Source organism: Bradyrhizobium sp. CSA112 (genome assembly GCF_029051645.1).
Classification (GTDB): Bacteria; Pseudomonadota; Alphaproteobacteria; order Rhizobiales; family Xanthobacteraceae; genus Bradyrhizobium.
On sequence record NZ_JAACFS010000001.1, the window covers coordinates 952,787 to 968,208 of the forward strand.

General features: G+C 63.6%; 13 protein-coding genes. 6 read left to right on the forward strand and 7 right to left on the reverse strand.

Annotation, left to right across the window (positions count from 1 at the left end):
* Positions 1–21 precede the first annotated feature (21 nt).
* Entirely contained in the window at positions 22–1,347 is a 1,326-nt protein-coding gene (locus tag GWE18_RS04745; RefSeq protein ID WP_275184609.1) for an FAD-dependent monooxygenase, read from the forward strand.
* 25 nt (positions 1,348–1,372) lie between these two features.
* Positions 1,373–2,326, forward strand: coding sequence for an alpha/beta hydrolase (locus tag GWE18_RS04750; RefSeq protein ID WP_275184610.1), 954 nt, complete (start codon positions 1,373–1,375; stop codon positions 2,324–2,326).
* A 46-nt stretch (positions 2,327–2,372) separates the two neighbouring features.
* On the opposite strand, the gene ppx is transcribed toward GWE18_RS04750, so the two are convergent.
* The 4 genes from ppx to GWE18_RS04770 all read right to left on the reverse strand — a co-directional run bounded on the left by ppx (position 2,373) and on the right by GWE18_RS04770 (position 7,490).
* Complete coding sequence (ppx, locus tag GWE18_RS04755) at positions 2,373–3,875, reverse strand: exopolyphosphatase (RefSeq protein ID WP_275184611.1); 1,503 nt, start codon at positions 3,873–3,875, stop codon at positions 2,373–2,375.
* A 12-nt stretch (positions 3,876–3,887) separates the two neighbouring features.
* Positions 3,888–6,086 (reverse strand): RNA degradosome polyphosphate kinase, encoded by a 2,199-nt coding sequence (locus tag GWE18_RS04760; protein ID WP_275184612.1) that lies wholly within the window; start codon positions 6,084–6,086, stop codon positions 3,888–3,890.
* Between the two features lie 145 nt (positions 6,087–6,231).
* Positions 6,232–6,909, reverse strand: coding sequence for a DnaA/Hda family protein (locus GWE18_RS04765; protein ID WP_275184613.1), 678 nt, complete (start codon positions 6,907–6,909; stop codon positions 6,232–6,234).
* A gap of 38 nt (positions 6,910–6,947) precedes the next feature.
* The gene (locus GWE18_RS04770) at positions 6,948–7,490 is read right to left on the reverse strand and encodes a CDP-alcohol phosphatidyltransferase family protein (protein ID WP_028346428.1); all 543 of its coding nucleotides are present in this window, start codon (positions 7,488–7,490) and stop codon (positions 6,948–6,950) included.
* Between the two features lie 161 nt (positions 7,491–7,651).
* On the opposite strand from GWE18_RS04770, the gene purM reads away from it, so the two are divergent.
* The 3 genes from purM to GWE18_RS04785 all read left to right on the forward strand — a co-directional run bounded on the left by purM (position 7,652) and on the right by GWE18_RS04785 (position 10,172).
* Positions 7,652–8,725, forward strand: a complete 1,074-nt coding sequence (gene purM, locus GWE18_RS04775) for a phosphoribosylformylglycinamidine cyclo-ligase (RefSeq protein ID WP_275184614.1) — start codon at positions 7,652–7,654, stop codon at positions 8,723–8,725.
* Positions 8,722–9,375, forward strand: coding sequence for a phosphoribosylglycinamide formyltransferase (gene purN / locus GWE18_RS04780; RefSeq protein WP_275184615.1), 654 nt, complete (start codon positions 8,722–8,724; stop codon positions 9,373–9,375). The genes purM and purN overlap by 4 nt, the downstream gene beginning before the upstream one ends.
* 65 nt (positions 9,376–9,440) lie before the next feature.
* Positions 9,441–10,172 (forward strand): glutathione S-transferase family protein, encoded by a 732-nt coding sequence (locus GWE18_RS04785; protein ID WP_275184616.1) that lies wholly within the window; start codon positions 9,441–9,443, stop codon positions 10,170–10,172.
* Positions 10,173–10,231: 59 nt separating this feature from the next.
* Here GWE18_RS04785 and GWE18_RS04790 read toward each other — a convergent pair whose 3' ends face one another.
* A complete protein-coding gene (locus tag GWE18_RS04790; RefSeq protein WP_057851406.1) occupies positions 10,232–10,435 on the reverse strand; it encodes a cold-shock protein in 204 nt (67 codons plus the stop codon).
* A 373-nt stretch (positions 10,436–10,808) separates the two neighbouring features.
* On the opposite strand from GWE18_RS04790, the gene GWE18_RS04795 reads away from it, so the two are divergent.
* On the forward strand, positions 10,809–11,948 hold the full coding sequence (locus tag GWE18_RS04795; protein ID WP_275184617.1) for an autotransporter outer membrane beta-barrel domain-containing protein: 1,140 nt from the start codon (positions 10,809–10,811) through the stop codon (positions 11,946–11,948).
* A gap of 139 nt (positions 11,949–12,087) precedes the next feature.
* Here the strand turns inward: GWE18_RS04795 and rnd are convergent, their stop codons facing one another.
* Positions 12,088–13,236, reverse strand: a complete 1,149-nt coding sequence (gene rnd, locus GWE18_RS04800; protein ID WP_275184618.1) for a ribonuclease D — start codon at positions 13,234–13,236, stop codon at positions 12,088–12,090.
* 587 nt (positions 13,237–13,823) lie between these two features.
* Positions 13,824–15,299, reverse strand: coding sequence for a YdiU family protein (locus tag GWE18_RS04805; RefSeq protein WP_275184619.1), 1,476 nt, complete (start codon positions 15,297–15,299; stop codon positions 13,824–13,826).
* Between the last annotated feature and the right edge of the window lie 123 nt (positions 15,300–15,422).

Here is a 15,422-nt window from a genome sequence, read left to right on the forward strand (position 1 = left end):
TCCCTTCCGCAGGAGGAACACGTGCCAGATTTTGCGAGAAGTCATGCCGTGGTCATTGGTGCGGGCATGGCCGGCCTTACGGCCGCTCAGGCGATCTCCAGGCATTTCGGGAAAGTCACGATCATCGAGCGGGATATGCTTCCCGCCGAGGCCGCGCCACGAAGCGGCACGCCGCAGGCCCAGCATGCCCACATGCTGCTCGCGGGCGGGCTGAAGGCCCTGCAGACTCTGTTTCCGGGATTTGAGAGCGATCTGGCGGAGGCGGGCGCCGTGAAGATCCGCACCGGGAAGGATATAAGGTTCGAGCGTCCCGGGTTCGATCCTTTCCCGATTCGCGATCTCGGCTTCGATATTTTCAGCATGTCGCGCCCACTGCTCGAAGCCGTTACGCGACGACGCGTTCAGCAGACCCCGAACATCAAAATTTGTGTCCGCTCTCGCGCGATCAGCCTTGTCCCGTCGCGCGATGCAATGCGGATCGAGGCGGTCCGTTATGATAGCGAAGATGGACCTGCTATGGCGGTGGAGGCTGACTTGGTTGTTGAAGCCTCCGGCCGCTGCGGCCTGACGCTGAAGCTGCTTGAAGAGCTTTCGCTGCAGAAGCCCGAAGAAACCGAGATCGGCATTGATCAGGCTTACGCGAGCACCATCGTCGAGCGGCCGCTCGATCACAATGCCGACTGGCTGGGCAATATCATGCTGCCATCCGCACCCGCCAGCAGCCGCGGGGCGTTCCTGTTTCCGATCGAGAAGCAGCGATGGCTGCTTTCCATCGGAGGCAATCACGGCGACGCGCCTCCGGGCGACCGCGCGGACTTCATGGATTTCGTCAGGAGCCTGCGTACCTCGACCATCTATGACGCTGTCAGGGACGCCCGACCAGTGACTGATATTGTCCGCTACCAGTTGCCTTGCAGCACACGGCGGCATTTCGAGCGCCTTGAGTCTTTCCCGGCGGGGCTGCTTGCGACAGGCGATGCTATCTGCCGCTTTAATCCGATCTTCGGCCAGGGCATGAGCGTGGCGGCACAGGAAGCCGTAATCCTGGACCGGTTGTTGGCGGAAGATGTCCCGATGGAGCGCCTGGCGCGTGACTTCTTCGCTGCCATCCAGGACACCATCGCGACGCCGTGGGGTGTTGCCGTCAACGATTTCGTCTACCCTGCCACGCGCGGTGTTCGGCCGACCGATCTAGCCCAGCGCCTGCAATACGGCATGGCCTTGACCAAGCTCGCCGCGCAGGATCCCGAGGTGCACCGGCTGACTGTGGAAGTCTCCCAGCTACTCAAGCCGCAGGCGGCGCTGCGAGAGCCGATGCTGGCGGCGCGCGTGATGTCGCTGATATGATGGGACAGTGCTGGGGGAAACCGCGATGGAATTTTTCACCGTCCGAAATGGAGCGACGGAACTCAATGTGGCGGTCAGCGGCTCGGGCCCACTGATCGTCTGCGTCCATGGATTCCCGGAGCTCTGGTATTCCTGGCGGCATCAGATGGCGCACTTCGCGGCACGCGGCTTTCGGGTGGCCGCGCTCGACGTGCGCGGCTACGGGCGAAGCTCGAAGCCAAAAGAAATCTCGGCCTATACGCTACGTCATCTCGCTTCGGACGTTGTTGCCGTGGTCGATCATGTGGGAGATGGCCCGGCCGTTCTGTTCGGCCACGACTGGGGCGCGCCCATCGTGTGGCACACGGCACTGCTTCATCCCGACAAAATCAGGGCGGTGGCCGGTCTGAGCGTGCCATTCCGTCCGCGCGGACCCGCGCCTTTCATCGAACTGGCCCGATCCATCTACAAGGGGCGCTTTTTCTATCAGATCTACTTCCAGCAAGAGGGCGTCGCGGAAGCGGAACTGGAGGCAGATGTCGCGGGTGCCCTGCGCAAGGTGTATTTCGCGCTGTCCGGGGCGGCGCCCCACAACAAGTGGCTGGAGTCGAAACCGCCGGAGGCTAGGCTGCTGGACGGGCTCGTTGATCCGCTGCCCTTTCCGGACTGGATGAGTGAGAGCGATCTGGCGGTCTATGCCGATGCCTTCGGGGCCGGCGGCTTTCGCGGCCCACTCAACCGATACCGCGCGCAGACCCTCGACTTCGCCGACCTGGCTGAATTGACCGGACGCGGCATTACGCCGCCATCGCTCTTCATCGCCGGCGAGCGCGATCCCGTGCGCGCCTTCATTCCAGGTGTGGACCTCTACGCCGAACCCGGAATCGCCTGCTCCGATTTTCGCGGCTCAACTATCATCCCGGGGATCGGACATTGGGTGCAGCAGGAAGCGGCAAAGGAGACCAACGCGGCGCTCGAAGCATTCGTGCGCGGGCTATAGGGCGGGGCGTTGCCTCACGCGATATGATCTACTTCTACGACGAACCTCACTTCCGCACGATCGAGCCGGCGCGGCCGACCAGCCGTGCCAGTTGCTTGAAGCGGCTGCCGACGCGGTCGGCGACGAGATCGACCATGCGATGCTCGAACACCAGCATCAGTTTGCGGCTGCCGCTGCGGAAATGCGTCGCGGGCAACACGCCGGTGCGCGCCGCCGAGATCAGATGCGCGACGCGGAAGGCGGCGCCGAGAATGCGGGCGCGCTCGTCCATCGCCGGCGGCACCAGTTCGCGAATCTGCGTCGGCGGTTCGTTCTCTTCGCTCAGGCCGGCGTAACGGTAGAACACCGACAGCGCGACAAAGGCGCGGCCCTGATGGCTGATCGAGCCGAAATTGCCGTTGGTGATCAGGCTCAGCGTTTCCTCGCCGCGATGGTCGGGATGTACGCGCCAGCCGATATCGGAAAGCAGGCACGCGGCGTGGCGCAGTCGGCGGTCTTCCGCGGTCTCGCGCAGCCTCACGACTCGCACCAGCCGGTCGGTCCATGCCACCAATTCCTCGGCATGGCGCGCGGACCGCGACAGCAGCCCGTTCAGGGTTTGGGCGGCGCAGATGAAGCCGTCCTTGGTGCGCTCCTGCGGCGGCAGCATTTCGTAGAGCAGGCCTTCGCGTACGCCAAAGGTCGAGAACACGATCGTCTTCGGCTGGCCGACGCGGATGATGTATTCGAGCACCAGCGCCGCATAGGTCAGGAGCGGACGCCGGGCATCCGCGACCACCTCGATATCGGCGAGCATGTTGGCGGCCGCCAGCCGGCGCAGGCGCCGGGCGAAATCGAGCGCGTCGGCGGCAGGTATCGAATAGCCGTGCATCACGCGCAGTGGATAGCCGCTCTGGACGATGTGGATACGCGCCAGCGCGCGCCAGGTGCCGCCGACCGCATAGAAGGTGCGGCCATGGCCGGCCTTGAGTTGGGCGACGTTGGACAGATCGTCGCGAACGATGCGCTCGGCGCGCTTCAGCGATTTGTCCGAGAGATCCTGCAGCGCCAGGCTTCCCAGCGGCAGGGTGACGCCGCTGTGGACTCGGTTTTTCTGCACGTCGATCAGTTCGAGCGAACCGCCGCCGAGATCGCCGACGATGCCGTCGGGATTGTGGATGCCGGAGACGACGCCGAGCGCGGAAAGCTTCGCCTCGCGCGGCCCCGACAGGATTTGAATGCGCGCGCCGCAGATGCGCTCGGCCTTCGCGATAAAGTCGGGACCGTTCTTGGCGTCGCGGCATGCGGCGGTGGCGATGGCGAAGACGCGCCCCACTTGCTGGATGCGGCACAGCGCCCGGAATCGCCGCAGCGCGGTCAGCGCCTTGGCAACCGCGTCCTCGGCCAAGAGGCCGGTGCTCTGCACCTCGCGGCCGAGCCCGCACAGCGCCTTCTCGTTGAAGAGAGTGACGAGGCTGCGCGCCATCGTCTCATAGACGACGAGACGAACCGAGTTCGAACCGATGTCGATGACGGCGACGCTGGAAGCGCGCTTACGCGGCCGCTTCACAGCCGCAACTCCTTATGACGATTGCTGACGTTCGTTACGGCGCGTGAGGCGGCGCGGCGAAGATTCCTTGAGAGACTTTCCACGGCCTGACAGACTCGGATTCGTCATGAAATAGTTGTGCAGATTGAATGGCTCTTCGCCTTTCGCGGCCTTCATACGCGTTGACGACCCATCCGGCAACAACTGCCAGCTCTGCTCGGTATCCTTCAGATTCGCGACCATGATCTGTTCGAGAACCTGCTGATGTACCGTGGGATTTTGCAATGGACAGAGAATTTCGACGCGGCGGTCGAGGTTCCGCGGCATCATGTCGGCGGACGAGATATACACAGCCGCTTTCGGGCCGGGCAGGCCCTGACCCATACCAAAGCAGTAGACACGGCCGTGCTCCAGGAAGCGGCCGATAATGGATTTGACACGGATGTTCTCCGAAAGTCCTGGAATGCCCGGGCGCAGACAGCAGATGCCGCGCACCACCAGCTCGATCGACACGCCGGCCTGCGAAGCCTCGTACAGCGCGTCGATGACATCGGGGTCAACCAGCGAGTTCATCTTCATCCAGATCACGCCGGGCTTGCCGTGCCTGCTGTGATTGCTCTCGCCCTTGATGTGTTCGATGATGCGCTTGCGCAGCGTCAGCGGCGACACCGCCATCCGCTCGATGTCGCTCGGCTCGGCATAGCCGGTAATGTAATTGAATACCCGTGCCGCATCGCGGCCGATGATCGGGTCCGACGTGAAGTAGGATAGGTCAGTATAGATGCGCGCGGTGACCGGATGATAATTGCCGGTGCCGGTATGCACATAGGTCGTCAGGCTACCGCCCTCGCGCCGTACCACCATTGACAGCTTGGCGTGCGTCTTCAGTTCGAGAAAACCATACACGACCTGCACGCCGGCGCGTTCGAGGTCGCGCGCCCAGCGGATATTGGCTTCTTCGTCGAACCGCGCCTTCAGTTCGATCAGGGCCGTCACCGATTTGCCGGCCTCTGCAGCCTCGGCAAGCGCGCGCACGATCGGCGAGTTGTTCGAAGTGCGGTAGAGTGTCTGCTTGATGGCGACGACGTCGGGATCGCGCGCGGCCTGCTGCAGGAACTGCACGACGACGTCGAAGGATTCGTAGGGGTGATGGACGATGAGGTCCTTTTGCCGGATCGCGGCGAAGATGTCGCCACCATGGTCGCGCACCCGCTCGGGATGGCGCGGAACATAGGGCATGAATTCAAGATCGGGCCGGTCGAGCCGCGTGAGCTGTGAGAGTTCGTTCATCGCCAGCACGCCATCGACCAGAAACACCTCGTCATCGGCAGCCGAAAGCGCCTGCTGCACGAAGGCGCGCAGCTCCTCCGGCATCTTGGCTTCCATCTCCAGCCGGATCACCGAACCTCGCCGCCGCCGCTTCAACGCGGTCTCGAACAGGCGGACCAGATCTTCGGCCTCTTCTTCGATTTCTAGTTCGGAGTCCCTGATGATGCGGAAGGCGCCCTGGCCCTTGACAGTGTAGCCTGGGAACAGGCGGCCGATGAACAGGCCGGTGGCCTGTTCCAGCGGAATCAGGTGCACGGCACCATCCTTGCCCGTGGGCATGCGGATGAACCGGTCGATCTTGCCGGGCATGCGGATCAGCGCGTTCATCGCCTTGCCGTCGGAGGTCCGCGACAATTGCAGGGCGATGGTGAAGCCGAGGTTCGGAATGAACGGGAACGGGTGCGCCGGATCGATAGCCAGCGGCGTCAGCAGCGGGAAGATGTTGCGGAGGAAATGATCCTCGAGCCAGCCGCGCTCCGCCTTGGTGAAGTCGTGGCCGTCGACCAGTATGATGCCGGTGTCGGACAGGATATTGCGTAGATCGCGCCAGATCGCCTGCTGGTCGGACGCGAGTTCCGAAACCGACCTGTTGATGAGAGTGAGCTGCTCGGCCGGCGTCAGGCCGTCGGGGCTGCGTTCGGCGATGCCTTCACGGACCTGCGCCTTGATGCCGGCGACACGGACCATGAAGAACTCATCAAGGTTGTTGGCGGAAATCGACAGAAACCGGACCCGTTCCAGCACCGGATGGCCGGGATTGACTGATTCCTCGAGCACCCGGCGGTTGAAATGCAGCCAGGAAAGTTCCCGATTGATGAAGCGCTCCGGACTCGCGGCAATCGTCGGCAGAGCCTCAACAACTGGCTCTTTCTCTTTTATTTCAACAGCTTGTACCAATTCCATAAGGCTTTGATCCATCTCTGGCGGTGCGGGCTGACTTTATGGGAATGCGGCCCACAGCATGTGATACGCCGATGACGTTTCAATGACATTGATGGTCCGCTTACAGCCGCCGTCAAGGCGGCAGTAAGCAGCACGCGCCGACCGATCAGGCGTTGCGCAGCAGTTCCGCGGCCAGTGCCCGGGTCACCGGCCGGCCGAGCCGCAGCGCCTCGGTATCCAGGAGGTCGACTGCCTGGCGGGCGGCCGCATAGGAGCGCTCGATCCGGGTCGCGAGGTAGCTCACGACCGTCTCGTCGATGCTCAACTGGCGATCGGCACAGAATTTGACGATCAGGCCGCGAAACAGAAGGTCGTCGGGCGGCGATAGCGAAACGACGGGTGCGGCGCGCAGCCGCGACCCGAGATCGCGCAGTTCGACCTCGAACGCCGCCGGCGGAACCCGCCCCGTGATCAGGACAAAGGCTTCGTCCTCGCGCGCCAGGTTCAGGAGGTGAAACATCGCGCGTTCGTCGAAGTCGGCCGGCCTCAGGTCTTCGACCACCAGGGCCCCGGTGGCGAGCGCGCCGGGGACCGCAGCAGGGTTAAGCGCATGCGCCGATGTCGAGCGCGCGCCGGCCTGCTCGGCCCAGATCGCGGCGAGATGGCTCTTGCCGGAGCCCTCCGGTCCTACCAGCAGCATGATGCGGTTCGGCCAGTCCGGCCAGCTTTCGATCAGCGAGAGAGCGGCTTCATTGGCCGGCCCTTCGAGGAAATTGTCGCGGGTCAGGCTCTCCGCATGCGGCAGTGCAAAGGCAAGCTGACGAGGTTGAACGCGGACTGCCACGCAAGTCTCCAGGCCGGGATCTCAGGCAAATGCATGATCTAGCGCGCTTCGATCGTGCTCATGTGCCGCACCCACTCGACGAGATAGAGCGAGACGGAAACCAAAGTAAAGACCGTTACGAAACCCATCAGGATTACGTCATAGGGCGCCGGCTTGAAGTTGAAACCGAGCGAAGCCAGCACCAGCGCCGCGAACGCCACCTGTGCCACCGTGTTGAGCTTCGAGACCATCAGCGGTTTCATCGGAATAGGCTTGTCGAACAGCCATGACACGATGACGGCCGTGACGATCATGATGTCGCGCGACACCACGAGGATGACGAGCCATCGCGGCACCGCGCCCCAGATGCCGAGGGCCACGAAGATCGAAACCAAGAGCGCCTTGTCGGCGAGCGGGTCGAGCAGGGCGCCCAGCTCACTCGACATGTTGAATCGCTTGGCGAGAAAGCCGTCGACGGCGTCGCTGACCCCTGCGATGACGAAGATCGCAAAGGCGATTTCCATCTGGCTGGAAACGATCGCCCAGACGATTACCGGCACCAGAATGATGCGCCCCAGCGTAATGATATTTGGAATGCTCAACTCGGTCGCTTCCCGGCTCCCGGCCTAGATCCGGCCCTTGGCGGGTTCGGCCGGACCTTATCTACGGACCTTATCTACATAGTATATGCGAGAAGCGTTCGCGAGCCATTGCAGGATCGCGGAATTCCTCGTAACCAGCGGTCATCATACGGAAATTGGGCATGATCGACCGCAAAAACGGGCTGACTTACTCGGATTCGGGCGTTGATATCGATGCGGGCAACCGCCTGGTTGATCTCATCAAGCCGATGGTCCGCGCCACCGCCCGGGCCGGCGCCGACGCCGAAATCGGCGGTTTTGGCGGCCTGTTCGATCTCAAGGCGGCGGGTTTCAAGGATCCCGTGCTGGTGGCGGCGACCGACGGTGTCGGCACCAAGGTCAAAATCGCGATCGAGACCGGCCTGCATGGCGGCATCGGCATCGATCTGGTGGCGATGTCGGTCAACGATCTGGTGGTCCAGGGCGCGGAACCGTTGTTCTTTCTCGACTATTTTGCCTGCGGCAAGCTCGACCCCGAGGCCGCGGCGGCCATCGTGGCCGGCGTCGCCGAGGGGTGCCGGGAGTCCGGCTGCGCCCTGATCGGCGGCGAGACCGCCGAGATGCCGGGGCTCTACAAGGACGGCGATTACGACCTCGCAGGCTTTGCGGTGGGGGCTGCCGAGCGCGGCACGCTGTTGCCGACCGCGGACATTGCCGTGGGCGACGCCGTGATCGGATTGGCGTCATCCGGTGTTCATTCCAACGGCTTTTCGCTGGTCCGCAAAATCGTCGCACAATCCCGCGTGGCTTTCGATGCGCCGGCGCCGTTCTCGCCGGTCATGACGCTGGGCGGCGCGCTGCTGGTGCCGACGCGGCTCTATGTGAAGTCCTGCCTGCGCGCGATTCGCGAGACCGGCGCGATCAAGGGGCTCGCCCACATCACCGGCGGCGGCTTCACCGACAACATCCCGCGCGTGCTGCCAAAGCACCTCGGCGTCGGCATCGATCTGGCACGGCTGCCGGTGCTGCCGGTGTTCAAGTGGCTGGCGGAGCTGGGCGGCATCGCCGAACTCGAATTGTTGCGCACCTTCAACTGCGGCATCGGCATGATCGCCATCGTCAAGCCGGACGCAATCGAGCAGGTGACGGAAGTTTTGACCGAAAGCGGCGAGACCGTCGCCGTGCTCGGCGAAGTGATCCCGGCTACGGGCGAACATCGCGTGGTCTACAACGGCCATCTCGATCTCGCGCAATGAAGCGCCGTGTCGCCATCCTGATCTCCGGGCGCGGATCGAACATGGCCGCGCTGATCGATGCGGCGAAGGCTGCGGATTTTCCGGCCGAGATCGTCGCCGTCATTTCCAACCGGGCCGATGCCCTCGGGCTGGGAAAGGCGGCCGCGAGCGGCATCCCGACGATGGTCATCGAGAGCAAGCCGTTCGGCAAGGATCGCGCCGGCTTCGAGGATGTCCTGCAGCGGGCGCTGGAGGAAAAAAATGTCGAGCTGATCTGCCTCGGCGGATTCATGCGGCTGTTCACCGCCGATTTTGTGCAGCGCTGGTACGGCAGGATGCTCAACATCCATCCCGCGCTGCTGCCGTCCTTTCCGGGCCTCGATCCGCATGGCCAGGCATTGCAGGCCGGGGTGAAGATCTCGGGCGCGACTGTGCATTTCGTGATTCCCGAAACCGACGCCGGCCCGATCGTGATGCAGGGCGCGGTCACGGTGGCAGATGACGACACGGCCGAGACGCTGTCGCAGCGCATCCTCGGCATCGAGCATCGCATCTATCCCGAGGCGTTGCGATTGCTTGCGAGCGGCAGGCTTCGGCTCGAAGGGGGCATCTGCAAGCTTGCCGACGGGGCTGACCGCGACGGCACCCTGATTTCGCCGCGGACGATCTGATATTATCTGCCGGTGTGCGCGAACCGAGCGCGATAGCCGCGCTCCGCAAAATCCATCGAGGTTCCATGATCACGCTCTATGGCTCCGGGCCCAATTTCGGCCTTCCCGACGCAAGCCCATTCGTGACCAAGGCCGAGACCTTGTTGCGGATGTCGAAACTCCCGTTCGAAAAGGCGCTGATGAGCTTTTCCAAGGCGCCGAAGGGGAAGATCCCCTACATCGAGGACGACGGCCAGTTGCTCGGCGACTCCACGCTGATCCGCTGGCACCTCGAAAAGAAATACGGCATCGATTTCGACCAGGGCCTCACCGCCGAGCAGCTCGCCATCGCCTGGGCGTTCGAGAAAATGGCGGAGGACAATCTATACTGGGCCAGCGTCTACTTCCGCTGGATGATCGATGCCAATTTCCGCAAGGGGCCGGTCAACTTCTTCAATAGCGTGCCTGCGCCGGTCCGGCCTGTTGTCGCCTCGATGATCCGCCGCCGCCTGCGCAAGACGTTGCACGGCCAGGGAATCGGCCGTCACTCCGCCGACGAGATCACCGCGATCGGAATCCGCTCGATCGATGCGATGGCGGCCTATCTCGGCGACAAGCCGTTCTTCATGGGTAGCGCGCCCGCCGGCATCGATGCCACGATGTTCGCCTTCGCGGTCAGCGCGATTTGTCCGCTGTTCGAGTCGGATCTGCAGCGGGCGGCCGCAAGCCATGACAATTTGCGGCGGTATGTCGGCCGAATGACCGCGCGATTCTATCCGGAGCTCCGCGAGATCGCCGGTTGCCAGGCCGCAGCCTGAATTCCAGGGCAGGGCAAAAGCCCCCGGCGAGGCCGGGGGATAATCAACGTGGATGAAGTCTAGTTGACCTTGAGGTTTTCCGCTGACGTCTTGCCGCGGTTTTCGACGAGGTCGTACTCGATGTGCTGGTTCTCGTTGAGAGTGCTGAGCCCCGCACGCTCGACGGCCGAGATGTGGACGAACACGTCCTTCTCGCCGACCGCCGGCTTGATGAACCCATACCCCTTGGTGGGGTTGAACCACTTGACGGTGCCCTTGTGCATCGCCATCGCCTGTCTCCAAGTTTAGACCAGATACAAAAAAGACGCGGCCACGTTTTCCACGTGCCACGCCACAACCGGGCTCCCCGGTAGCTGCTAGATTTCCTGCTCGCGAAGCGCACAGTCGAACGGCCTGAATCCGATTGCACCTCGGATTGCAACACGAAATTTGGGCGTTCGCAAGGTTTCGGCGAGTGCCGGAAAACCGATTGGCGATTCTGCGAGCTGTGGCAACCGGACAACAATGGCGTGTATTCGGCGGCGCGCCGGGGGGCTAACCGATTGACCCTTCCCGCGAACTGGGGGCAAATCGCTCCGGTTGATCGGGATTTTCGCATTTTTCGGGCCGGCGCTTTTGCCTTTGGGGTTGGATTGCATGCGCTGCTCATCGCGGCTTTCGTGGGCACGAAAAATCGGGACCGGTGGCGCGCTCGCGCGGCTTGTCGCGATTGCGGTCGTTCTTGTCGCAGTGATGTCGGCGGCACAGGCGCAATCACCGACGCCAACGCCCACCCCGACACCCACGCCTTCGCCGACGCCGAGCCCGACGCCGACGGTGATCAATTCGGCGGTGTCGTCGGGCGCAACGCTGACCAATCTCGGCAGCAATTTCCTCGAACGGCTGGGCAACCAGTCTAGCAACGGCTTCAACCGCCTGCAGCGGACCAATCCGGGCGGCGGCGGCGCCTCGGAAAGCACGGAAGCGCCGCGCTACCGGACCTGGTTCGAAGGCTACGGTAACTTTACGAAGAACGGCGCGGTCGGCGATTTCGTCGGCGATAGCCGGAAGACCTGGGGAGGCGTGGCCGGCATCAGCGCGCGGGTGGCGCCGGGCATCAATATCGGCCTTTCGATCGACCAGAGCCGCTCTGCGATCGATATTCCGCTGGCGCTGCAATCGGCGACGATCGACCTGACCCAGATCGGTTTCACTGCCTCCGTCGACAGCGGGCCATGGACCTGGGCCAGTGCGGTGGTGCACGGTTTCGGCAACATCAATTCGCGGCGCGACACCGGCTTTGGGCTAGCGACCGCCGGATACAATGCGCGGCTCGACGGCGTCCTGAGTGAGATCAGCTATTACTGGTCCAAGGATCAGGGCCGCATCGTGCCCAAGGCGGCGTTCGAATATGTCCGCGCCCAGACCGGCTCGCTGCAGGAGATTGGCGGCCTCGACCCCGTGATGGCGACGGGCGCCACCGTGCAGCGTGCACGCCTGCTGATCGGCGCGGAGATCGGGCATTACTGGATATTCGACGGCAAGATTTTCGACCTGTCAGGCTACGGCAAGTTCGTCGACAACGTCGTGCAGAATTTCTCCGATATCACGGTCAGCCAGGGTGTTCAGAGTATTACGTTCCAGAGTATCGGCGAGAGCCGGTACGGCGCCGATGCCGGAGGCTCGGCATCGCTGAGCCTCACCGGTACCGCGCGGCTCTACGTCAACTACGACGCCAAATTCCGCGCCGCGATGCAGTCGCATCAGGGAACGGTGGGGCTCGAACTGAAGTGGTAGTTGGGCATAGTCATGCGCCTGTGGCCTCGTGGTTCGAGACGCGCGGCGTTGCCGCGCTCCTCACCATGAGGGTCTAAGACCTCATCCTGAGGAGCATCGCAAAGCGATGCGTCTCGAAGGATGAAAGCAACAGTGCTTGCTAAGCCCGGTCGACCCTGACGACGCGGCCTTTTTCGATCGCAAGCGCCAGCCGGCCGTGTTTCAGCGCTAGCGCCGCTTCGCCGAACAATTCGCGCCGCCAGCCATGCAGGGCAGCGACGTCGGCGTGGTCATCGGTGGCGATCTGGTCGAGGTCGTCGACGGTGGCGATCACTTTGCTGGCAACGGCGTGGCGTTCCGACGTCATCCGCAGCAGCACCTTCAGGAGCTCGACGGTTGCAGCCCCGTTCGAATTACCGCGCGGCTTTTCGATCTTCGGCAGCGTGTGGGGATCGCGGGCAAGGCCGCGCTGCACGGCGGCGATGATATCGGCGCCCCATTTGGAGCGGTCAAAGCCCTTCGGCAGCGAGCGCAGGCCGGCGAGCCGCTCCAGGGAGGTCGGCGCGTGGGTGGCGATATCGCCGACCGCATCGTCCTTCAGCACGCGCGAGCGCGGCACGTCGCGGCTTTGCGCTTCCTGCTCGCGCCAGGCCGCGACTTCCATCAGCACGGCAAGCTCCTTCGGCTTGCGGACCCTGCTCTTGAGCCGCTCCCAGGCGCGCTCGGGGTGGAAATCATAGGTCCTTGGCGAGGTCAGGACTTCCATCTCCTCGCTGACCCAGTCGCTGCGGCCGCGCTTCTTGAGGTCGGCATCGAGGGCGGCAAAGACGTCGCGCAAATGGGTGACGTCGGAGATCGCATAATGCATCTGCTCGGGCGTCAGCGGACGGCGCGACCAGTCGGTGAAGCGGTGGGTCTTGTCCGGCCGGTGGCCGGTGACGCGCTCGACGAGCTGGTCATAGGCAATGCTGTCGCCATAGCCCAGCACCATCGCCGCGACCTGCGTATCGAAGATCGGGTGCGGAATGGTGCCGGACTGGTGCCAGACGATCTCGATGTCCTGGCGGGCGGCGTGAAACACCTTCAGCACCGCCTCGTTCCCCATCAGTTCGAAGAACGGCTTGAGGTCGATGCCGGGCGCCAGCGTGTCGATCACGACGGCCTCGTCCGCGCTCGCCATCTGGACGACGCAGAGCAGGGGATAGTAGGTCGTCTCCCGCAGGAACTCGGTGTCTACGGTGATGACCTTGTGCTGGGCGAGCCGGGTGCAGGCGGCGGCGAGGTCGGAAGTGGTGGTAATCAGATCCATGAACAATCCATGACGCGTCCGACAGGCGTTCTGCCGAAAACGCTGATATGTCAAGGGTGTCGCGGAAGATTTGAGCCCTGCATTTGAGCCTGAGCACGGCTTTTTTACGTCGTTTGGCGGGCGGATTGCCATAGACGGCAAGCGCGTGGCGGCGTTTTTCGGTCAGGCGCCCGAACAGCCGGTTTCCGGAGGCGCCGGGCCAATCGCCAGTCTCCGCGGGCCTTTCGGGTTATGGAGGCGCGACCTGACTACTCGTAGTGGATGTGCCGCGACCGACGACGGCCCGACGGAATCGCGAGCACAGCGAGACAGAGCGCAATCATCACCATTCCCACGAATTCGATAGCAAAGGCATCCACCGCAATTCCCCCCGATAAACCGATAGAATTGTAGGGAGCGTGTTGACGGCTTCTTAATTTGTGGAACCGGCAGATGAAGCGCGTCGGCGGATGGTGGACGGCTGCTTAAGGAGTTGGGTTAACGGCAATGTGTAGGATGGGTAGAGCGAAGCGAAACCCATCAGCATCACGCGAGCTATTGATGGGTTTCGCTTCGCTCTACCCATCCTACAAGCTGTCAGCGCGACCTCACGTCCCGCAGAACGTTCGCAGCACGCGCTGATCGGGCAGCGGCGGTTCGGCATAGTCTGCGAACTCCGGCTGATCCTCGTACGGTTTAGACAGCACCGTCAGCAATTCCTCGAACGGCGCGTAGTCCTTGTTCACGGCGGCCGCGATCACGGCTTCGACGCGGTGGTTGCGCGGGATGAACGCCGGATTGACGGCGCGCATCGCGACCTGCCGTTCGCCGGCGGATTGCGGCTCTTCCGCGAAGCGCTGACGCCATCGCACCGCCCATTCGTCGAAGGCGGCGGGATCGGTGAACTGCGCCCGGACATCTGCGACAGCGGCCTCGTCGCCGGCGGCATCGCTCAGGCGGCGGAAGGTGAGGGTGAAGTCGGCCGTGTTCTTCGCCATGGCGTCGAGCAGGTCCTGCACCAGCGCCTCGTCGCCGTCGCGCGCGGTGAACAGGCCGATCTTCTTGCGCAGCCCGGTCTGATACGCGGCGGTAAACTTTTCGGCGAATTCGCCGAGGATGAACTGCGCCTGTTCGATCGCCTTGTCCTGGTCGTCGGAGAACAGCGGAAGCAGGCATTCGGCAAGTCGTGTCAGGTTCCACAGCGCGATGCGCGGCTGGTTGGCGTAGGCGTAGCGGCCCAGCTCGTCGATCGAGGAGAACACCTGCGCCGGGTTGTACTCGTCCATGAAGGCGCAGGGGCCGTAGTCGATGGTCTCGCCCGAGATGGACGTGTTGTCGGTGTTCATGACGCCATGGATGAAGCCGACCAGAAGCCAGCGCGCGAGCAGATCGGCCTGGCGGGCGACGACGCCTTCGAGCAGCGCGTGATAGGGACGCTCGGCCTTCGCCACATCAGGATAGTGCCTGGCGATGACATGGTCGGCCAGCGCGCGCACGCCGTTGGTGTCGCCGCGCGCGGCGAAGAACTGGAAGGTGCCGACGCGGATATGGCTTGCGGCGACGCGCGTGAGCACCGCGCCGGGAAGCATGGTCTCGCGCATGACGCTCTCGCCAGTGATCACGGCGGCGAGTGAGCGGGTGGTGGGGATGCCGAGCGCAAACATCGCCTCGCTCACAATGTATTCGCGCAAGACCGGCCCGAGCGCGGCGCGGCCGTCGCCCCGGCGCGAGAATGGCGTTGGTCCCGATCCCTTGAGCTGGATGTCGCGGCGGACGCCGTCCTTGTCGATGACCTCGCCGAGCAGAATCGCCCGGCCGTCGCCGAGCTGAGGTACGAACTGGCCGAACTGGTGGCCGGCATAGGCCATCGCGATCGGATCGGCGCCGTCGGGCAGGCGCTTTCCGGCGAGGATTTCGGCCCCTTCCGGGCTCTCCAGCACATCGGGATCAAGCCCGAGATGGACGGCCAGCGCCCGGTTCAACTTGATCAGCCGTGGGGCGGCGACCGGGGTCGGCGCGACACGGGCGAAAAAGTTCGCCGGTAGGGCCGAATAGGTGTTCTGGAACGGGAAATGGATGGTCATGACCTAAAGATAGGCGCGGGCACGGAATAGGCAAACGGTTGGGCCGCCGACAGCGGAAATCTCGCGTTTCTGGCACAAAACAGGCCCCGCCATTGGTTGCCGCCCTGCGCGGCGTCGGGTAAA